Raw genomic sequence first — 19,326 nt, 5'->3', positions numbered from 1 at the left:
GATAATGTCGGTTACGAAATCACTCGACCGGTCGAGTGTCCAATGTCAGTCGTCGGCAGGCAATCCCAAAAGTTCGCGCGACAATTCACGCATTTCGGCCTTGCGGATTTTTCCGGTGACCGTCATCGGAAACTCTTCCACCACATGCACATAACGCGGAATCTTGAAGTGCGCCAGCTTCCCCGCACAGAACTCACGGATCGCGTCGGCATCCAAAGGTGTTGCGCCCTCACGCATCCGGACCCAGACCATCAGCTCCTCGCCGTACTTCGAGTCGGGCACGCCGATCACCTGAGCGTCGAGGATGTCGGGATGGGTGTAGAGGAACTCTTCGATCTCGCGCGGGTAGACGTTCTCACCGCCGCGAATGACCATGTCCTTGATCCGGCCGGTGATCGCCAGGTACCCGTCGTCGTCCATCACGCCGATGTCGCCGGTGTGCATCCAGCGGGCGGTGTCGATGGCCTCGCTGGTCTTCGCCTGGTCGTTCCAGTAGCCGAGCATCACCGAGTAGCCGCGGGTACACAGCTCGCCTGGCGCACCGCGCGGCACCGTGAGACCCGTTGCCGGATCGACGATCTTGACCTCGAGGTGCGGGCCGACCCGGCCGACGGTCGCGGTGCGCCGATCGATGCCGTCGTCGCGGCGCGTCTGAGTGGACACCGGCGAGGTCTCGGTCATGCCGTAACAGATGCAGACCTCGTGCATGCCCATCCGGTCGATCACCCGCTTCATCACCTCGACCGGGCACGGTGAACCCGCCATGATGCCGGTGCGCAGGCTCGACAGATCCGGTGTCGCGGAATCCAATTCGGTGAGCATCGCGATGAACATGGTCGGCACGCCGTAGAGCGAGGTGCAGCGCTCCGACTCGACGGCGGCCAGCGTCGCCGCCGGATCGAACGCGGGCGCCGGAATGATCACCGCCGCACCGTGACTCGTGCTCGCCAGGTTGCCCATCACCATGCCGAAGCAGTGATAGAACGGCACCGGAACGCAGATCCGGTCCTGCTCGGTGTAGCCGCACAGCTCACCGACGAAGAAGCCGTTGTTCAGGATGTTGTGGTGACTCAGCGTGGCACCCTTGGGGAACCCCGTTGTGCCCGAGGTGTACTGGATGTTGATCGGGTCGTCGATGGACAGTTCCGCCGCGACCCCGGCCAGCCGGTCCGCATCGATCGCGGTCCGCGCCACCTCGTCCCATTCCGGGGAGCCGAGCACCAGCACCTGCGCCAGGTCCGCCAGGTTGGGCCGGACCTCCTCGATCATCGCGACATAGTCCGACGTCTTGAACTCGGCCGCCGACACCAGCATCCGCACGCCGGCCTGACGCAGCACGTACTCGAGCTCGCTGGTGCGGTACGCCGGGTTGATGTTGACCAGGATCGCGCCGATCTTCGCCGTCGCGTACTGCACGAGGAACCATTCGGCACAGTTCGGCGCCCAGATACCGACCCGGTCACCCTTGCCGATGCCGCGCGCGGCCAGCCCGGTGGCCAATGCGTCGACTGCCGCACCGAGCTCTCGGTAGGTCCAGCGGCGGCCGGACGGCTTGTCCACCAATGCTTCCCGGTCCGGGTAGGCGGCGACCGTACGGTCCAGATTGCCGCCGATGGTGTCGCCGAGCAGCGGAGTTTCGGCGGTGCCCGAGGCATAACTGGGAGCGGACATCACTTGTTTCCCTTCTGCCGCAACACGAACCGCTGCACCTTGCCGCTCGGCGTTTTCGGCAGCTCCGTCACGAAGTGCACGGTACGCGGGTAGGCGTGTGCGGCGAACTTCTTCTTCACCAGTTGCTGCAGCTCGGTCGCCAGTTCATCGCTGGCCGCAGACCCGTTGCGCAACACCACGAATGCCTCGAGCACCTCGCCGCGCAGGTCGTCGGGCATGCCGACGACGGCCGCCTCGGCGACCTGCTCGTGCAGCACCAGCACGCTCTCCACCTCGAAGGGGCCGATGCGGTAGCCGGCCATGATGATCACGTCGTCGTCGCGGGCGGAGAAGTGGAAGAAGCCGTCCGCGTCCCGCGATCCGGCATCACCGGTGAGATACCACCGGCCGTCGGCCGTGTAGCGCTGCGCGGTGCGTTCCGGCGCGTCGAGATAGCCGAGGAACCACAGCAGCGGACTGTGCGCGGTGTCGATCGCGACCCGGCCCAGTTGGCCAACGGGCGCTTCGACATCGGCGTTGTCCTCGAGCACCGCACAGGTCCAGCCCGGCATCGCCTTGCCCATCGAACCGGCGGGCGCGTCCACCCGCAGCGCGTCGTGCCAGTGGTTGCAGATGAGCATGCCGTGCTCGGTCTGCCCGTAGTGATCACGCACCGCGACACCGAGCGCGTCCACCGACCAGGACACCACGTCCGGGGTCAGCGGTTCACCGGCCGACGAGGCCCGGCGCAGGCGCAAACCCGGTGGGACAGTGGCGGTGTCGGCGCGCAACGCGCGGTAGACGGTCGGCGCCGCGGTGAAGTTGGTGACACCGAAGTTCTCCAGCACCGCCCAGGTCAGCGGTGGCGAGAACCCGGCGTGCAGCAGCAGGCTCCTGATGCCGGAGGCCAACGGGCTCAGGATCGCCCAGTACAGGCCGTAGGCCCACCCGGGATCGGCAGCATTCCAGTACACATCGTCGGCGCGCACGTCCAGCGAGAACTCCTGGTACGCAACGAAAGCCGCGAGCGCGCGGACCGGGATCGGCACGCCCTTCGGCGTACCGGTGGTGCCACTGGTGAACAGCTGCACCATGATTCCGTCGCCGCCCACCGCGACGGCTTCGGCCCCGGTCGGCTGCGCGACGATCAACTCGTCCAACCGCAACGCCTCGTGCGGCGTCTCTGCAGACCCGGCGTCGCCTGCGACAATCAGCCGCCACGGCGCCTCGGTGGGCATGTCCTCACCCGGCGCCAGCTTGGGCGCCTGGTCTGCATCGGCGATGACCACGGTCGTGCCGCTCGCCTGCAGCCGGAACGCGATGGCAGGCGGGGCGAACGCGGTGAACAGCGGCACGTGCACGCCACCACACCGCCAGATCCCGAGCAGCGCCACCACCAGATCCACCGACTTGGCCATCAGGGTCGCGACCCGATCCCCCGGCTCGACTCCGAGCGCCACCAGCGCCGCCGCGAACCGAGCCGACCGTTCCCGCAGTTCGCCGTAGGTGAGGTCGGTCGAGGACAGGTCGCTCTCGACGATGGTGAACGCGATGCCGTTGGCCGGATGCCGATCGCACAGCAGGGCGGCGGCCGACGCCGCAGGCCCGTCATACGTCTCCAACAGTTCGCGCACGCGCAGGTTCAGGTCGGTGCCCATCTCGCCACTCCTCATAGTGATCCAGCTCACCCCATAGGATGTAGATCACACCATTTCGCCACTACCCCCGAAAAGGGTTGAGTTCGATGACCGACACCGCATTGCTGCGTCCACGGGACGGCGATGCGTTACGCGCCGAGATCCGCTGGGTGGCAAGCATGGCCGGGGTGCCGGTGACGTTCGGCGGCGAGGTGCACGGGAACGCGCTGCTGCTGTCGGAATTCGTCGGCACCCGCACCAATGGCCTGCGCGGACTGTCGGTGCTGCGGGCCTCGGGACTCGGCGGCCGGGTGATGGATTCGGGGCGGCCCGCGTCGGTCACCGACTACGTGAACACCTCGGCGATCACCCATCACTACGACGGCCCGGTGTCCGGCGAGGGACTCCGCTCGATCGTCGCCGTCCCGGTGCTCGTCGACCAGTGCTCCCGCGCGGTGCTCTATGCCGCCACTCGCGGTGGCAGTCCGCTCGGCGACCGCACCGCCGACCTCGTCGTGCAGGCGGCCCGCCGTCTCGCCACCGAGATCACCATCCGCGACGAGGTCGACCGCAGGCTGCGGCTGCTCGAAATCACCACGCCCACTGCGCATACCGCGCCCGCCGTCGCCGAGGAGTTGCGTGACATCCATGCCGAATTGCGCGGCATGGCGCGCTCGGCCGACGACGAGATCCTCCGCAGCCGCCTGCACACCGTCTGCGAGCGCCTCACCCGCGTCGTGGTCGGCGAGCCCGTCCCCGGCGCACCGCGCCTGTCCCGCCGCGAACTGGACGTCCTCGCGCAGATCGCCCTCGGCTGCACCAATCAGGAAGCAGCGCAACGCCTCTCACTCGGGCACGAGACGGTCAAGAGCTATCTCCGCAACGCGATGACCAAGCTCGACGCGCACACCCGCCACGAGGCCGTCAGCGCCGCACGCAAGCACGGCCTACTCCCCTAGGACCAGCTACTCGGCCACCGAGCCGTGAACACGAGGCAGAGTCAAGGTTTTTCAGTCTCAGGCAGGAGATCCGGACGCCGTTCCCGAGTACGCGCGAGCGATTGTTCGTGCCGCCAGGCAGCAACCTTCGCATGGTCCCCGGACAACAACACCGGCGGGACCTCCAGCTCACGCCAGACCACAGGGCGGGTATAGCTGGGACCTTCGAGCAGACCGTCGGAGAACGAATCCTCTTGATGGGACTGCTGATTCCCGAGCACGCCGGGCAGCAGCCGAACCACCGCCTCGGCCATCACCAAGACCGCGGCCTCGCCACCGATCAGCACGTAATCGCCGATGCTGACCTCTTCGACCCGGACCCGACGGGCCGCGTCGTCGAAGACCCGCTGATCGATGCCTTCGTAACGGCCGCAGGCGAAGACGAGGTGACTCTCGGCAGCCCAGCGGTGCGCGGTGGCTTGCGTGAACGGCACACCGGCAGGCGTCGGAACGACGAGCAGCGCGTCGTCGGGGCAGACCGCGTCGAGCGCGTCACCCCAGATCGTCGGCTTCATGACCATGCCTGGCCCGCCACCGTACGGCGAATCGTCGACGGACTTGTGCACGTCATGGGTCCACTGCCGCAGATCGTGCACGTCCAGCGAGATCAGGCCCTTGTCGATCGCCTTGCCGAGCAACGCCGTGCGCAACGGCTCGAGATACTCCGGGAAGATCGTGACGACATCGAGTTTCATGTGATCCTCGTGTTCATTCCGGATCGAGCAGGCCCTCGGGCGGATCGATGACGACAAGCCGGTCCGCGAGCGAGACGGTGGGCACGATCGCCGTGACGAACGGGATCAGGATCTCCCGCTTGTCCTCGACGGCACGCACCGAAAGCAGTTCTCCCGCAGCCGAATGCAGCACCTCGTGCACGGTGCCGACCACGGTGCCGTCGGTGAGCTGAACGGTCAGCCCTTCGAGCTCGTGGTCGTAGTACTCGTCCGGGTCGTCGGACGGCGGCAGTTCCGCGCTCTCCACCACGAACAACGTGCCGCGCAACGCGTCGGCGGCGTCCCGGTCGGCGATGCCGTCGAGAAACACGAGAAGCCGGCCCGAGTGCTCTCGGGCCGACTTGACCGTGAAGTCGCGGACATCCTTGGATCGCGCCAGCCGACCACGCAGGGTGGCGCCGGGCGCGAACCGGGCCTCCGGCACGTCGGTGCGAATCTCGACGACCAGCTCGCCGCGCACACCGTGCGATTTGGCGACCCGTCCTACGACAAGTTCCATCTACTGGTCGGTGTCGACCACGTCGACCCGGATACCCCGGCCGCCGATGCCTGCGACGAGGGTGCGCAGCGCGGTCGCGGTACGACCGCCGCGACCGATCACTTTGCCCAGGTCGTCGGGGTGCACGTGCACCTCGACGGTGCGTCCGCGGCGGCCGGTGATCAGCTCGACCCGGACGTCATCAGGATTGGCGACGATGCCGCGAACAAGATGTTCGACAGCATCGGCGACGACGGCGCTCATTACTCAGCAGCCTCGGTTGCGGTCTCAGCGGCCTCGTCCTTCTTGGCGGCCTTCTTCTTCGGGGTGACGGCCTCGGTGGTCGGCGCGTTGTCGGCGGCGGCAAGCGCGGCGTTGAAGAGGTCGAGCTTGGACGTCTTGGCGGCCTTGACCTTCAGCGTGCCCTCGGCGCCCGGCAGGCCCTTGAACTTCTGCCAGTCACCGGTGATCTCCAGCAGGCGCTGGACGGGCTCGGTCGGCTGCGCGCCGACACCGAGCCAGTACTGAGCGCGCTCGGAATCGATCTCGATGAGCGACGGCTCTTCCTTCGGGTGGTACTTGCCGATGGCCTCGATGGCCCGGCCGTCACGGCGGGTGCGGGCGTCGGCGACGACGATGCGGTACTGCGGGTTGCGGATCTTGCCCATGCGGGTGAGCTTGATACGAACAGCCATGCTTGTTCTGCCTCTTTCATAGGTGTGGTCACGGCGCAATTCAGCGACCCGCACGGTCTGCGAGCCCGGTTTAGCGCTTGGAGTGTGTGACCGCCGCGCGGTACGTAACCGGAGACGGGCTGACACTTGTCCAGGAAGGACGGTGGTTCATTGTGCCAGATGGGTCGGCACCGAAAGAAATCGCCTCGGCGCTGTTACGAACTGCCGCCACGTCGCTATAACGACGCATGGGAATCTTCCGTCGCAACAGGCGCCGCAGCACCACCCGCGAGGTCGCTAGTGAAGTAGGCCAGGAGGCCGCCGCCGAGTTCGTCTTTTCCGGCGTGTTCCGCGTCATCGGCGGGATGTTCAGGGGGCTCTTCCGGCTGCTCGATTGAGCGCGAACTCACGCCTTCCGGTACCGCAGCAGCACCACGCCCGAGTTGAACGGCCGCGTCTCGACGAGCCGAAGCACCGGCACCTCGGTCGCGTTCTCGAACAGCCGCCGACCGGTCCCGAGCACGACCGGGTAGACGAACAGCCGGTACTCGTCGACCAGGTCGGCGGCGATGAGTGCCCGGACCAGCTGAATGCTGCCGGTCGAGACGATGTCCTTGCCCGGCTGGTCCTTCACCGCACGGATCTCCTCGACCAGCGGACCGCGCAGCACCACCGTGTTCTCCCACTCCGGATCCTGGAGCGTGCTGGACACGACGTACTTGGTCGCCTTGTTCAGATGCTCGGTGACACCGGAGGTGTCCTCGGTCTGCTTCGGCCAGTACCCCCGCATCTCCTCGAAGGAGACCCGGCCGAACAGCACGGCGTCGGAGTCGGCCATGTGGGCGTGCAGCGTCCCGATCAGATCGGACTGGTCCACGCCTGCCGCGTTGGCCACGTCGAACCATTCGGCCGCCTCGACCACCCCGTCCACGGTGATGTTCTCGGTGACGATCAGCTCCCGCATCGGTACTCCTCCTGTTGGCGTGCGTCTCCTACTGAAGACGGGCCACGCCAACAGAACTCATCGGTGCCTGCGTCATCGGCGCCCGACGAGGACGGCGCTGCTCAGGCGAACAGCGGCGCGAGGGTCCGTCCCGCGAGCTCGACCGCGCCGGGCTCGTGGCCGTTGGTGACCATGTTGACGATGACGCCGTCGATGCCCTGGTCGAGCACCCTGGTCTGCAGCTGCTCGACGACGTCGTCGGGGTTGCCGACGAACTGACGGTCGGCGAGGGACTGCGCGCGTTCCTCCTCGGACATCGCGGCCAGGTCGATGCCGATGTTGCCGAGGAAGTCCTGCTGCGCCTTGCGCGCCCGATCGCCGTCCTCGTCGATCATCAGGAAGCACAGGTAGCTGGTTTCCAGCGTCTTCGGATCGCGGCCGACCTCGGCGCAGCGCGCGTGCAGCGCTGCGATCTTGCGCGGCAGCTCCGAGGCGTTGCAGATGATGTTGAGGTGGTCGGCGTACCTGGCGGCCAGCGCGAAGGTCTTCTTCTCGCCCGCACCGCCGAGCATGATCGGCAGGTCGTCGCGCAATCGCGGCTCGTTCATCGCGTTGTCGGTGTGATACCACTTGCCGTCGAAGGTGGCGTGCTCGCCGCGCAACATCGGGTGGATGATCTGCAGCGCCTCGTCGAGGCGTTCGAAGCGCTCGGTGAAGGTGCCGAATTCGAAGCCGTAGGACTTGTGTTCCAGCTCGTACCAGCCAGCGCCGATGCCGAGGATCGCGCGACCGGCGCTGACCAGGTCGAGGGTGGTGACGGTCTTCGCGAGCAACGCGGGATTGCGATAGGTGTTGCCGGTGACCAACGCCGACAACTGGATTCGTTCGGTGGACGCGGCGATCCCGGACAGTGCGGTGTAGGACTCCAGCATCGGGTCTTCGGGGGCGCCGAGGCCGGGCAGTTGATAGAAGTGGTCCATCACGAACACGGTGTCGAACCCGGCCGCTTCGGCCTCTCTCGCCTGCGTGACCACCGTCGGGAACAGCTCGCTGACCGGCTGTCCGTAGGTGAAGTTGGGCATCTGATAACCGAGGCGAATGCTGCCATGTCGACGAACGTCCCTGGCGGTGTCTTGGTTGCTCATACTGTCAACGCTATGACTTGGAGTGCACTCCAAGTCAACCTCTGAACCGCTATCGGCCTTATCAGCGTTTCGTCGATACCCGGTAATGCATCAAACCAGCAGCCTCAGTTCCCTCGCGCATCAGCGGCCGAAGCGGACGGCCACCGCCGACCCGGTCTCCGCGTCAGGGCGCTCGATCTGCTGCTGGGCGATGTCGACTGCCCAGGCGTACCGCGGGTCCGGACGCATTGCGTGCTCACGCAGACATGCCTCGGTGAACTTGATGACGTGCTCGTCGCCGTGTTCGACTGCGCGACCGATCAATTCATCCCAGGCGGGCGGCTCGGCCTCCCGCGCGCGGGCCAGTGCGCAGCCTTCGCCGTCGCTGCCGGTGGTGATCATCATCAGCAGGGTGACCTGCGCCTGCCACAGCGCAGCCAGGGTCGGCTCGTGCAGGTGTTGCGGCAACTGCGGCAGGACGAGCCGGGCCGCGGCAGGCGCGGTCACGCCGTGCAACAGCGGAATCGGGAACCCGTTGCCGGAGTGCGCGATACACACGCCCGCGTAGTTCGCGGTCATCTCCGAGATCAGGCGGTCGGCGTGATCGAGGGCGAGCTCGGTGAGCGCGGCGGTGTAGCCCGGCATCGACTGCGGATTCCGCATGCGCGCCAGCCCTTCTCGCGGACTGCTCGGCGGTTCGGGCAGCCGGGGCACCGCGGCCAGCGCCGCGGGCACCGCCAACTCCCCGGACAACCGGCCCGCCCAGGTGGCGTCCACGAATCGGGCGGCCCAATACCCGAGGCCCCGGGAGAGCTCGCGCAGCTGAATCGGCGTGGGTTGCGCGGCGGCGGCCAGACCACGCACGGCATGCGCGGTGCGGATCAGTCCGTGCGTCAAGCCGGTCATCGGGCCGGGCAGCAGCCGCGGCCACCAGCGGACCAGGACCGCCTGCCAGCCGTCCGCCGCGATCTCGCGCACGAAGAGTTCCTCGAAATCGCCTGCGCGGCTGATGTCGCCGAGCGCGGCACGCCAGTCCGTTTCGTCCGCACCGTCGAGCCGCTGGTGCGGCACGGGCGGCTCGTGGTGCGGTGCGGCGTTGCGGTAGATCTCGATCCACCCCGGCACCGCGTCGCCGTGCCCGAGCACGGCCAGCGCCTCGGCGCCCATCGGTCCGTGATTGGCCAGGTCGCCGCCGCCGAGATTGCGTTCATAGCCGAGGTCGTCGAGGCGTTCGAGTGCGTCGTTGACCGCGTCGTGGTAGCTGGACACCACAACCCCCTATGTTTGGATATACGAACAGTTCGTAAATCCGAATATATAGAATGACTCCATGCCCGACAAGCCCCGCGCGCCACGCCTGCCGAGTCGCGCCGAGATCACCGAGGTCATCGGCCTCATGCCGCTGATCGCGAACTTCTTCGACAAGGCGCGCGCCGACATGCCCGCCGAGCACGACGCTTCCTTCACCCGACACGGGCTGACCTCGCGGCACGGCGCGGTCTGCGTACAGCTGGTGCCCGAAGAGTCGTTGAGCGTCAGCGAATTGGCCGCGCGGATGGGACTGGCGCTGTCGACCGTCAGCGAACTGGTCGGCGACCTGGACCGAGCGGGCTGGGTGAGCAGGCAGCCCGACCCCGCCAACCGCCGCCGCACCCTCGTTGCGCTGCAACCGAAGTGGCGCGAACACATGGAGACTTTCGTCGCCCGCCGCGCGGAACCGCTACTGGCCGCGATGGCGACCCTGACTCCTGAGCAGCGCGCAGGTTTCGCGGCAGGCCTGCAGGCGTGGGCGCACGAAATCCAGCACTGGCGAACATAATTCGGCGACGGGCTCGACGGCCCGTACTACCGATGGCCGGTGATGGGGCCGTGACGCTGAAACAGGCGGCCCCGCAAGATCACCGCGTACGGGGTGGCGAGAATCTCCGGATTGACGCGCGGATCTTCCTGATAGACAACGAAATCCGCAGGCGCACCGGCTTCGATACTCGGCCGCCCCAGCCAGCTACGGGCGTTCCACGAGGCGGCCCCGAGCGCATCGTGCGCGGACAATCCGGCCGCGCCGAGCGCCGCGATCTCCTCGGCGATCCGGCCGTGCCGGATCGAGCCGCCCGCGTCGGTGCCCGCAAAGATCGGCACGCCCGCCTCGTGCGCGTTGGCGACCGTCTGCTTCACGCGCCGATGCAGGTCACGCATGTGCGCGGCGTAAGTGGGGAATTTGCCTGCGCTGTCCGCGATTTCGGGAAACGTGTCGATGTTGACCAGCGTCGGCACCAACGCGGTGCCGTGCTCGACCATCATCTCGATCGTCTCGTCGGTGAGCCCCGTGCCGTGTTCGAGGCAGTCGATGCCCGCGTCGATCAGGCCGGGCAATGCGTCCTCGCCGAACACGTGCGCGGTGACGCGGGCACCGTTGGCGTGCGCGGCGTCGATGGCTTCCTTGAGGATCGCGTCGCTCCAGAGCGGACGCAGATCGCCGACGGACCGGTCGATCCAGTCGCCGACGATCTTCACCCAGCCGTCGCCGAACCGCGCCTGCTCCGCGACGATCTCCGGCAGGTCGCGTTCGTCGTCGAGTTCGATGCCGAGCTCGCGGATGTAGCGCCGGGGGCGGGCGATGTGGCGGCCGGCCCGGATGATCTTCGGCAGGTCGTGGTGGTCGTCGATGAACCGGGTGTCGATGGGCGAACCGGCGTCGCGCAACAGCAACGCGCCCGCGTCGCGCTCGGTCTCGGCCTGTGCGATCGCACCGGCGTGATCCTCGTCGCCCCCGCCGTACCTGATCCCGACGTGACAGTGCGCGTCGACCAGCCCAGGCACGATCCAGCCTGTGCGACACAGTGTTTCGGCACCCGGCACCGGCTCGAACGACACCAGCCCATCCCGCACCCACAGATCCCGCACGTCAGCATCGGGGAGAACCACACCACGCAGATGCACAGCAACCTCCTGGAAGTAGTCGGCTGCCTCCAACCTACTGTCCACGCCCCCTGACAGTCACGCGCCAACCGCCGAGGTACGCGGCGTGTGCGGTGCTCGGCGGACGAGCACGACGTCCGTTCGTTCCTCGCACACCGCACGCACCGCCGCCAACCCGGCGGCGATCGCAGGGTGTCCCCCGCTGCCCCGGCGAATGCAGGCGACGTGGCGGCGAGTCGGGCGGGTGTCACCGTGCAGCGGCACTCGCACCACGTCGTGCGCACCGGGCAGGTCGGCGAGGCGCGGAATCAGGCTGACGCCGAAACCGCGGGTGACCATGGCGGAGATGCCGAGCCAATCCATGCCGCGATGCACGATGCGCGGCGTGAATCCGGCTGCGGCGCAGGCGCTCAACTGCAGCTGATTGTGCGCGACGCGTTCCGGCGCGCCGATCCAGGTCTCCTCGGCCGCCTCCGTCAATGCCACGCTCGTCCGGTCCGCCAGCGGGTGATCGGCCGCGACCAACAGGTCCTGCGGCTCGTCGATCAGCGGAAACTGCTCGAAGCGCGGATCGTCCGTTGTCGGACTTCCCGCCGTCGGAATGAGCACGCCCAGATCGGTGTCCCCGAGCAAGAGCAGCTCGTAGCACTGCCGGCTTTCGTCCTCGTTCATCTGCACGGCCAACCGGGGGTGGGCGTCCCGCAGCCGCGCCGCGGCCGGGGCGACCAGCGCGACCAACGCGGTCGGCATCGCGCTGATCCGCAGCACCCCCGCCACCGAGTCCCGCTCCAGCGCCAGCTCGGCTTTGGCCCGCTCGGCCTGTGCGGCAAGCACATCCGCGTGCCGCACCAGTGTGTGTCCGGCCGAGGTGAGGCGGACCCGGCGGCCGATCTGTTCCAGCAACTGCACATCGAGGTCGCGCGCAAGCAGCCGCAACTGCTGCGAGACGGTGGACGGTGTGAGATGCAACGCCTCCGCCGCCGCGGTCACCGTCCCGAGCTCACGAAGCACGCGCAGTGTCTGTAGCCGCGGATCAATCATGTGGCAATTCAACACGATCTGATACGGAATCTTTTGATGGATTCACACTAACCAACCGTGGAGACTTCGACTATGACCACTTCAGCCCCCGCCGAGCACTGCCATCGATGCGACCGTCCGATCACACCACCCGCGGCGACGGCGGCAGGCCACGCGACGTCCGAAGGAGTCGTCCGCTACACCCGCTGCGGGTGCGGTAACCCGCAGATCTGGCTGACACCAGTCGAATTCGACGCGGCGCGGCTACTGCACCGCTGAGCCGATCGGCTATCCGTGCCCGCGCAGACGGGGCAGTTCATCCGGCTCCGAGGAGGGCATCGAGCGCGGCCTCGGCGCGCGGCGCATGCAGGGGTGAGAAGTGGGGGTTGATCTGCACGGCCTCGGTGAGCGCCGCGGCGGCCTCCGTGTTGCGACCGAGCGCGGCGAGGATCATGCCGCGGTGATAGGCGAAGGTGGCGTTGCGCCAGCCGAGACTTGCCGCGCGATCGGCAAGCACGAGGGCGTCGGCGTCGCGACCCGCCTTGTGCAGCGACCACGCCAGGGTGTCCGCGGTGAGGACGAACTGGCGGCGCCCGAATTCCAGCTCGGCCAGCCGAACCGCCTCGGCGGGATCACCATGGTCCGCGGCGAACAGGGCGGCGCCTGCGTACTCCGTCGTGCCCTCCGCTGCCAGCCTGTCGAACCGAGTGGCGACCTCCTGGTATTTCGCGGCCGCCTCGTCGGGTCGGCCCGCGGCCTCGAGCAGCTCGCCGAACTCGATCAGATACTCCGGCAGCGGAGCATCCTCGGTCAGCGCCGCGTACTGCGTGATCGCCTCGCCGATAGCACCGCGTGCGGCGGAAATCTTGGCCTGACCTTGACGCAAAGCCACGCTGCCCGGGTTGGCCAGCAGCCCGGCACGGTACTGGCTCTCGGCCTCCGCGAGGTCGCCGGTAGTGAAGGCGAGTTCGCCGAGGTGGTACCGGCAGAAGGCGATCTGGTCGGGGATGTTCGCCGCCGCCAGCGCCATCTGCAACGCGGTCCTCGCCTCCGCGGTGCGACCGTGCAGTTCCAGGTCGTAGGCGGCGCGGGTGAACGACGGGACGCCGGGTCGCAGCGCCAGCATCCGCTGCACGGCCGCGGTCGCCGCGTCCGCGTCGCCGAGCTGGGTCAGCGCGTCGATCAGGACGCCGTAGCCGTCCGCACTGGTCGGCCGCAACGCGACGGCTTGTTCGGCGTAGCCGCGCGCGGGACCGAAGTCGTGCCTGGCGTTGGCGAGGGCGCCGAGCCCGATCAGCGCGTCGGCGTTGGCCTCCGGCTGCAGCACCAGCGAACGGTCCAACGCCCGTTGCGCATTGCCGTAATTCTCCGGATCGCCAGTGACGCGGGCCAATTCGACGTACGAGCCGCCCAAGTCGGCCCAGGCGCGCGCATTGCCTGGTACCCGCTCCAACTGTTGGGTCAGCTGGCTGATGTGTGCGGACAGCGGGTCGGTGGCCGCGGCAGCGGCAGTGGTCGACGGCCGGTCGTACAGCGTCGCGGTCACGCCGAGCGCGACGGCGCCGACCCCGATCAGGATGGTCGCGAGCACGTATCGTGGCCCGCGGAAACGTTTTTCGGTCATCTCGAGCTTCTTCGCGATGGGTAGTCGAACTTCTGCACAGCGATGGGTAGTCGAAACACCGGGTGGCGCAACGTGTTCACGTTCCGCCACCCGGTGTCCGGGTCAGGCGTTCGGCCGCTGCTCGGGCAGCACGATCCGGTTGGCCCGGCGCCGCCACCACAGCCACCCGCCGCCGGCGAGGACCGCGGCGGCCGCACCGCCGCCCGCGACGATCGGCGTCAAGGACATCCCGTCGTCACTCGGCGTGACCGCCGCCGCCGCGGGAGCCGTTGCGCCCGAGGATGACCCGGCGGGCGTCGTCTTGCTCCGCGCGGGCAACGCGACATACGGGAAGGAGTTGGAGAACGCCGCATCGTTGGCGTCGACCTTGTCCCCTGCCGCGAGCGCGGGCACCAGCTTGCCCGTCTGCGCCGCACCCTCCACGGCCTGAACAGCGATGTCGACCACATCGTCACTCAGCCGCCTGCCATTCGGGAACCCTTGCAGGTCACCAGCGAGCACGCCGAGCCGATTCGGGGCGGCCGCCACCGGCACCGCCATGTTCAACCGCAGCATTTCCGAGGGCCGGAACGCATTGGCATTGGCATCGGCGTTGAGGACCTGCGAATTCAGATCCGCCTGGATGGGCGGTGCGCTGCGGTCCAGCGTCGGCGCCTGCTTCGCGATGCCGGTGAGGAAGATCTCGACCAGGTCGTTGCGTGGCGTAGCAGGCGCGGGAACCTGGTAGATCGCCTCGATCAATTGCGCCAGTTCGGGTTTGGTGACCCGCTCGACCACCTGCGGAACGCCGGCGTCGCCGACCGGCTGCAGCGCGTTGAAGGCGTCCTTCAGCCCGGCCGGAACCACCACCTCGTTCACGAGCGGATTGCCGAGCCGGGATACCTGCACGTACTCACCGGTCGGCGTGGCGGCGCCAGGGGTGAGTTGCATAGTGCGCCGCTCGGTGTCGCTCCACACCCCGATCACCGGGTTGCGCACCGGGTCGTTCTTCAACGCGAGATCACGCATCGGCACCTGCAGCACAACGGTATTGACGTTCGTGCCCGCGAGTGTGTCGGTGCCGACCTCGGACAGGTTGCCGCCGTAGAGCAGATCGAACACCCGCAGATCGAGGAAGAACGGATCCTCGGCGGCGCCGACATACACCGAGCCGCCGCTGGGGAGACTGTGCGTCGCCTCCTTGCGCAACACGCCATAGTCGGGGATGGACGCCGGGCCGGTATCGGACGGCGCGACCGCCCCGTGTGCGATCGGGCGCCAATCGTTGGCGCCGTGACTGACCGACAGCACGTAATTCTGCCGGTACAGCAGGTTTTCGTCGGTCAGGCTGGTGACCGGTCCGTTGTTGTACAGAAAGGTGTTGGCCCCACGGCGATCATCGGTCGTGACCGTGACGCGATAGCTGACATTCGGTTTCGCGTCGCCATCGCTGTCGATGTTGATGTCGTGGTTGGTCTCGGTGGCCCACGGGTAGAAGTTCGGGCCGCCGTTGGGTTCCTGCAACCCGAACCAGTTGGCGACGATCGTCACGGTGTCGGGCTTGTCCGGACTCACGAACGCGTAGACGTCGGTGTTGTCGGCCGCCGGATCTCCGGCGATCAGTGGGGCTTCACGATGGCTCGACGCGTCTGCGGCAGGCAGCGTCAGGCCGCAGACCGTGCCGCCGAGAACCGTGATTCCGACGACGGCGATGGCACCGGCGGCGCGGCGGCGAGCACCTCGCCGAGGTGAACATGACATGAGGTTTCCTTCGGGACGTGCGAATGATGGTGCAGCTCATGGTGGCCGCGCGGGCAGCTCGCCCACATCGGTCGATCGACCTATCCCTGATTCCGCGGGACGCGCCGCCCCCGGCGAACTAACGTGGGAGAGTGACGTTCCCGCCCGCCGCCATCCGAGTCACCGAGGTGCTCGCGGCACTGTCGCTGACGACCGACCTGGCGACCGGCGTTCCGTTCGAGAAGGGCTTGGCGACCTGCCTGGTGGCCACCGCACTCGCCGAACGCATCGGCCTGGCGGAGGCGGACCGCCGGGTCGTCTTCCACGCGGCGCTGCTCGGCGCCGTCGGCTGCACCAGCCGCGCCTCGGAGAACGCGGCCGCATTCGCCGATGACGTTGCCTTCCAACGCGCTTACCACGTGCTCGACCCCGGTGACGCACCCGTCTTCGCCGCGCAGCTGGCCAGCTTCGGCTCCTGGGCGCCCGACCGGCAGACGCAGTTGCGTGACCGCTACGTCGGCGCGCCACCGCAGCAGGCGGCCGCGGCGGTCCGGTCCGTGTGCGAGGTGAGCCGGGCCCTCGGTTCCCGTCTCGGACTACCCGAGGCCGCGGTGCTCGCGCTCACCGAGGTCAAGGAACGCTGGGACGGGCTCGGCGCACCGGAACAGCTTCGGGGCGAGGAGATCTCGCTGACCGGGCGGATCGTGCACCTCGCCGAACAGGCGGTCCTCGCCGCGGCAGGCCGGAACCGGCAGGACGCGACGGCCGAGCTGCGACGGCGGGCAGGCGGGCATCTCGATCCCGATCTGGTTGCCCTGTTCAGCGCGGACGCGGACGCGATGTGGGACTGCCTCGATGTGCCGGACGTGCTGACCGCCGTTGTCCGCGGGGAACCCGGTGTGCCGCTGCATATCCGGCCGCGTGAGCGACTGCACCTGTGTCTGGCGCTGGCGATCGTGGTCGACCTGAAAGGCCGGTGGCTGCTCGGGCATTCGGGCCACGTCGCCGATCTCGCGGGGGCGGCGGGTGAGCTGTCCGGGATGACCCCGGACGACCGGGAAACGCTGCGGGCCGCGGCGCTGCTGCACGACATCGGGCGGGCGGGGGTGTCGAGCGCGATCTGGGACCGGCCTGGCCCGCTCGGTCCCGGCGATTGGGAACGGGTTCGGCTGCACACGTATTGGACCGAGCGGGTGCTGCGCCGCTGTCCCGGGCTCGCCGATCTCGCCGATCTCGCCGCAGGCCATCACGAACGGCTGGACGGCACCGGCTATCACCGCGGCGTCCGTGGCCGTGACTTGGCGCGTCCCGCCCGGATTCTCGCCGCCGCCGATGTCTTCGCCGCACTCACCGAGCCGCGCCCGCACCGCCCCGCCTACGCGCCCGACGACGCCGCCCGCGAACTGCTTGCCGCCGCCGCGGCGGGCAGCCTCGATCGAGAGGCGTGCGTCGCCGTCGTGGAAGCGGCCGGACTGCGCAAGCCGCGGACCGACCTGCCCTGCGGGCTCACCGAGCGCGAGCTCGATGTGCTCAGGCTGGCCGCCCGCGGACTGTCGAACCGGAAGATCGCCGCACAGCTGGTGGTCTCCGAACGCACCGTCGGCCACCATCTCGCGCACATCTACGACAAAACCGGCCGCCGCACCCGCGCGGGCGCCGCGGTGTTCGCGATGGAGCACGGACTACTGCCGGACTGATCCCCGGCGCCGCCCCGTGCCGGACAAGCCAGGGCGGCGAAAACGGTTAGTTCTTCGGGAATTTCAGCTTGCTCAGGTCGAAACCTTCCAACCCGGGCGGGAGTTGGTCGAGGCCGGGCGGCATGTTCGACAGGTCAGGCATCCCTGCGGGCATACCTGGCATGCCGGCGGGCATCCCCGGGAAGCCACCACGCACCTTCGGCGGAGTGGGACCGCGCCCGCCCTTCTTCCCCTTCTTGCCTTTTTTGTTGTTCCCGCGTCGAGCGCCGGGCATGCCCATCTGACGGCCCATCATCGCCATCATCTTCTTGGCTTCGAAGAAGCGATCGACGAGCTGATTGACATCGGAAACCTGCACGCCGGAGCCGTTGGCGATGCGCAACCGCCGAGAGGCGTTGATGATCTTCGGGTTGTCCCGTTCGGCCGGGGTCATGCCGCGAATGATCGCCTGCACCCGGTCGAGCTGCTTGTCGTCGACCGCGGCGAGCGCGTCCTTCATCTGGCCTGCGCCGGGCAGCATGCCGAGCAGGTTGCCGATCGGGCCCATCTTGCGGATGGCAAGCATCTGCTCGAGGAAGTCCTCCAGCGTCAGCTCGCCGCTGCCGATCTTGCGGGCGGCCTCCTCGGCCTGCTCCGCGTCGTAGATCTGCTCGGCCTGCTCGATCAGGCTGAGCACGTCGCCCATGCCGAGGATGCGGCTTGCCATCCGGTCCGGGTGGAAGACGTCGAAGTCCTCGAGCTTCTCACCGGTGGAGGCGAACATGATCGGGGCGCCGGTCACCTCGCGCACCGACAGCGCAGCGCCACCGCGGGCGTCGCCGTCGAGCTTGGTGAGCACGACACCGGTGAACCCGACGCCGTCGCGGAACGCCTCGGCCGTGGTGACCGCGTCCTGACCGATCATGGCGTCGAGCACGAACAGCGTCTCGTCCGGCTGCACGGCGTCGCGGATGCCAGCGGCCTGCCGCATCAGTTCCTCGTCGATGCCGAGACGACCGGCGGTGTCGACGATGACCACGTCGTACTGCTTGGCCTTGGCCTCGGCGATACCCGAGCGCGCGACCTCGACCGGATCGGCCGCGCTCACCCCGAGCGCGTTGTCGCCGCCGCCGATGGAGGTGCCAGGGTGCGGCGCGAACACAGGCACTTCCGCGCGCTCACCGACCACCTGCAGCTGGGTGACCGCGCCGGGCCGCTGCAGGTCGCAGGCCACCAGCAACGGCTGATGTCCTTGTCCCTTCAGCCATTTCGCGAGCTTGCCCGCGAGCGTCGTCTTACCGGCACCCTGCAGACCGGCCAGCATCACCACGGTCGGCGGGTTCTTCGCCAAGGTCAGCCTGCGCGTCTCGCCGCCGAGAATCCCGACGAGCTCCTCGTTGACGATCTTGACGACCTGCTGCGCAGGATTAAGGGCCGCGGACACCTCGGCGCCCTTGGCGCGCTCCTTGATTCGCGTGATGAAACCGCGCACCACCGGCAGCGCAACGTCGGCCTCGAGCAGGGCTAACCGGATCTCACGACAGGTGGCGTCGATGTCGGCCGGTGACAGACGCCCCTTACCACGCAGATCCTTGAGGGCACCGGTAAGCCGGTCGGACAGGGATTCGAACACCGATCGCGCTCCTGATCTCGGGGGACGTCAATTGCCTCCCAGGGTAATGGGATCGCCCCCACTACTCTGCAGGCGGTTCGTCCTTCGAGGTCGAAGTGTGTCTTTTCAGTCGAGTGAACGGCGACGCGGTTTGGCTGTCCTGCGGTAGTCGTGGTTTTCCTTGGCCACCATGTAGACCGCCTCGCGGGCGGTCAATCCCAGTTCCAACGCGAGGTCATCGAGAATCGCCCACTCCGTTGTCGTCGGGATCCGGGAATTGGCCACCGTAGAGGCGATGGTCATCGCGGTCACGGCCTGCTGCGCGGTCAAGGTACGACCGGGTAGCCAGGAAACAACCCAGCGATCTCCGCCGACGCACCGCGCCATATGCGTGGTTTCGTCGCTCGTCATCATCGACGCCGCAACAACTTCAATTGCCACCGACGTGCTCCCCTCATGCTAGCGATAGCCAGACGCTACTGATCCTAGGGCGCGAAAGGTTCACAACAGAAGGGTTC

The 19,326-nt window shown here is 68.0% G+C and carries 20 protein-coding genes; 5 read left to right on the top strand and 15 right to left on the bottom strand.

The window, feature by feature from the left end; translation table 11 throughout:
- Nucleotides 1-45: 45 nt before the first annotated feature.
- Together NA11_RS11195 and NA11_RS11190 are read right to left on the bottom strand one after the other, a co-directional pair.
- Nucleotides 46-1,671 carry an AMP-binding protein gene (locus tag NA11_RS11195; protein WP_069161772.1) on the bottom strand — a complete coding sequence of 542 codons (1,626 nt, stop codon included), beginning with the start codon at nt 1,669-1,671 and terminating at the stop codon, nt 46-48.
- The gene (locus tag NA11_RS11190) at nt 1,671-3,308 is read right to left on the bottom strand and encodes an AMP-binding protein (RefSeq protein WP_069161771.1); all 1,638 of its coding nucleotides are present in this window, start codon (nt 3,306-3,308) and stop codon (nt 1,671-1,673) included. The genes NA11_RS11195 and NA11_RS11190 overlap by 1 nt, the downstream gene beginning before the upstream one ends.
- 86 nt (nt 3,309-3,394) lie before the next feature.
- On the opposite strand from NA11_RS11190, the gene NA11_RS11185 reads away from it, so the two are divergent.
- Entirely contained in the window at nt 3,395-4,246 is an 852-nt protein-coding gene (locus NA11_RS11185) for a helix-turn-helix transcriptional regulator (RefSeq protein ID WP_069161770.1), read from the top strand.
- A 41-nt stretch (nt 4,247-4,287) separates the two neighbouring features.
- Here the strand turns inward: NA11_RS11185 and trmD are convergent, their stop codons facing one another.
- Genes trmD through rpsP form a run of 4 tightly spaced genes read right to left on the bottom strand, consistent with a single transcriptional unit; the run spans nt 4,288 to nt 6,192 of the window.
- Complete coding sequence (gene trmD / locus NA11_RS11180) at nt 4,288-4,980, bottom strand: tRNA (guanosine(37)-N1)-methyltransferase TrmD (RefSeq protein ID WP_069161769.1); 693 nt, start codon at nt 4,978-4,980, stop codon at nt 4,288-4,290.
- 13 nt (nt 4,981-4,993) lie between these two features.
- Nucleotides 4,994-5,518, bottom strand: coding sequence for a ribosome maturation factor RimM (gene rimM, locus NA11_RS11175; protein WP_069161768.1), 525 nt, complete (start codon nt 5,516-5,518; stop codon nt 4,994-4,996).
- Nucleotides 5,519-5,761, bottom strand: a complete 243-nt coding sequence (locus NA11_RS11170) for an RNA-binding protein (protein ID WP_011210690.1) — start codon at nt 5,759-5,761, stop codon at nt 5,519-5,521.
- Complete coding sequence (rpsP, locus tag NA11_RS11165; protein WP_069161767.1) at nt 5,761-6,192, bottom strand: 30S ribosomal protein S16; 432 nt, start codon at nt 6,190-6,192, stop codon at nt 5,761-5,763. The genes NA11_RS11170 and rpsP overlap by 1 nt, the downstream gene beginning before the upstream one ends.
- Before the next feature lie 227 nt (nt 6,193-6,419).
- On the opposite strand from rpsP, the gene NA11_RS45570 reads away from it, so the two are divergent.
- Nucleotides 6,420-6,569: a hypothetical protein gene (locus NA11_RS45570; RefSeq protein ID WP_167837620.1), complete on the top strand. Its 150-nt coding sequence runs from the start codon at nt 6,420-6,422 to the stop codon at nt 6,567-6,569.
- 8 nt (nt 6,570-6,577) lie between these two features.
- Here NA11_RS45570 and NA11_RS11160 read toward each other — a convergent pair whose 3' ends face one another.
- The 3 genes from NA11_RS11160 to NA11_RS11150 all read right to left on the bottom strand — a co-directional run bounded on the left by NA11_RS11160 (nt 6,578) and on the right by NA11_RS11150 (nt 9,507).
- Complete coding sequence (locus NA11_RS11160) at nt 6,578-7,135, bottom strand: dihydrofolate reductase family protein (protein WP_069161766.1); 558 nt, start codon at nt 7,133-7,135, stop codon at nt 6,578-6,580.
- A 101-nt stretch (nt 7,136-7,236) separates the two neighbouring features.
- The gene (locus NA11_RS11155; protein WP_069161765.1) at nt 7,237-8,259 is read right to left on the bottom strand and encodes an LLM class F420-dependent oxidoreductase; all 1,023 of its coding nucleotides are present in this window, start codon (nt 8,257-8,259) and stop codon (nt 7,237-7,239) included.
- A 120-nt stretch (nt 8,260-8,379) separates the two neighbouring features.
- Nucleotides 8,380-9,507 (bottom strand): questin oxidase family protein, encoded by a 1,128-nt coding sequence (locus NA11_RS11150; RefSeq protein ID WP_069161857.1) that lies wholly within the window; start codon nt 9,505-9,507, stop codon nt 8,380-8,382.
- 61 nt (nt 9,508-9,568) lie between these two features.
- Between NA11_RS11150 and NA11_RS11145 the strand changes: the two genes are divergently transcribed.
- The gene (locus tag NA11_RS11145; RefSeq protein ID WP_069161764.1) at nt 9,569-10,057 is read left to right on the top strand and encodes a MarR family winged helix-turn-helix transcriptional regulator; all 489 of its coding nucleotides are present in this window, start codon (nt 9,569-9,571) and stop codon (nt 10,055-10,057) included.
- 26 nt (nt 10,058-10,083) lie between these two features.
- On the opposite strand, the gene NA11_RS11140 is transcribed toward NA11_RS11145, so the two are convergent.
- Nucleotides 10,084-11,178, bottom strand: a complete 1,095-nt coding sequence (locus NA11_RS11140; protein ID WP_069161856.1) for an amidohydrolase family protein — start codon at nt 11,176-11,178, stop codon at nt 10,084-10,086.
- Nucleotides 11,179-11,235: 57 nt separating this feature from the next.
- The gene (locus tag NA11_RS11135) at nt 11,236-12,198 is read right to left on the bottom strand and encodes a LysR family transcriptional regulator (RefSeq protein WP_069161763.1); all 963 of its coding nucleotides are present in this window, start codon (nt 12,196-12,198) and stop codon (nt 11,236-11,238) included.
- Between the two features lie 72 nt (nt 12,199-12,270).
- Here NA11_RS11135 and NA11_RS44705 point away from each other — a divergent pair, with 72 nt between their 5' ends.
- Complete coding sequence (locus tag NA11_RS44705; RefSeq protein WP_141717525.1) at nt 12,271-12,456, top strand: hypothetical protein; 186 nt, start codon at nt 12,271-12,273, stop codon at nt 12,454-12,456.
- Nucleotides 12,457-12,493: 37 nt separating this feature from the next.
- On the opposite strand, the gene NA11_RS11130 is transcribed toward NA11_RS44705, so the two are convergent.
- Both NA11_RS11130 and NA11_RS11125 read right to left on the bottom strand, forming a co-directional pair.
- Nucleotides 12,494-13,801 carry a tetratricopeptide repeat protein gene (locus tag NA11_RS11130; protein WP_069161762.1) on the bottom strand — a complete coding sequence of 436 codons (1,308 nt, stop codon included), beginning with the start codon at nt 13,799-13,801 and terminating at the stop codon, nt 12,494-12,496.
- Nucleotides 13,802-13,903: 102 nt separating this feature from the next.
- Nucleotides 13,904-15,541: a DUF4331 domain-containing protein gene (locus tag NA11_RS11125; protein ID WP_069161761.1), complete on the bottom strand. Its 1,638-nt coding sequence runs from the start codon at nt 15,539-15,541 to the stop codon at nt 13,904-13,906.
- Nucleotides 15,542-15,672: 131 nt separating this feature from the next.
- Between NA11_RS11125 and NA11_RS47035 the strand changes: the two genes are divergently transcribed.
- A complete protein-coding gene (locus NA11_RS47035) occupies nt 15,673-17,217 on the top strand; it encodes an HD domain-containing phosphohydrolase (RefSeq protein ID WP_069161760.1) in 1,545 nt (514 codons plus the stop codon).
- A 46-nt stretch (nt 17,218-17,263) separates the two neighbouring features.
- Here NA11_RS47035 and ffh read toward each other — a convergent pair whose 3' ends face one another.
- Together ffh and NA11_RS11110 are read right to left on the bottom strand one after the other, a co-directional pair.
- Nucleotides 17,264-18,829: a signal recognition particle protein gene (gene ffh, locus NA11_RS11115; protein WP_069161759.1), complete on the bottom strand. Its 1,566-nt coding sequence runs from the start codon at nt 18,827-18,829 to the stop codon at nt 17,264-17,266.
- Nucleotides 18,830-18,934: 105 nt separating this feature from the next.
- The gene (locus tag NA11_RS11110) at nt 18,935-19,249 is read right to left on the bottom strand and encodes a hypothetical protein (RefSeq protein WP_245745826.1); all 315 of its coding nucleotides are present in this window, start codon (nt 19,247-19,249) and stop codon (nt 18,935-18,937) included.
- Nucleotides 19,250-19,326: the final 77 nt, after the last annotated feature.

The organism is Nocardia altamirensis NBRC 108246 (assembly GCF_001612685.1).
GTDB lineage: Bacteria > Actinomycetota > Actinomycetes > Mycobacteriales > Mycobacteriaceae > Nocardia > Nocardia altamirensis.
This window is presented reverse-complemented; position numbering and strand designations above follow the sequence as displayed.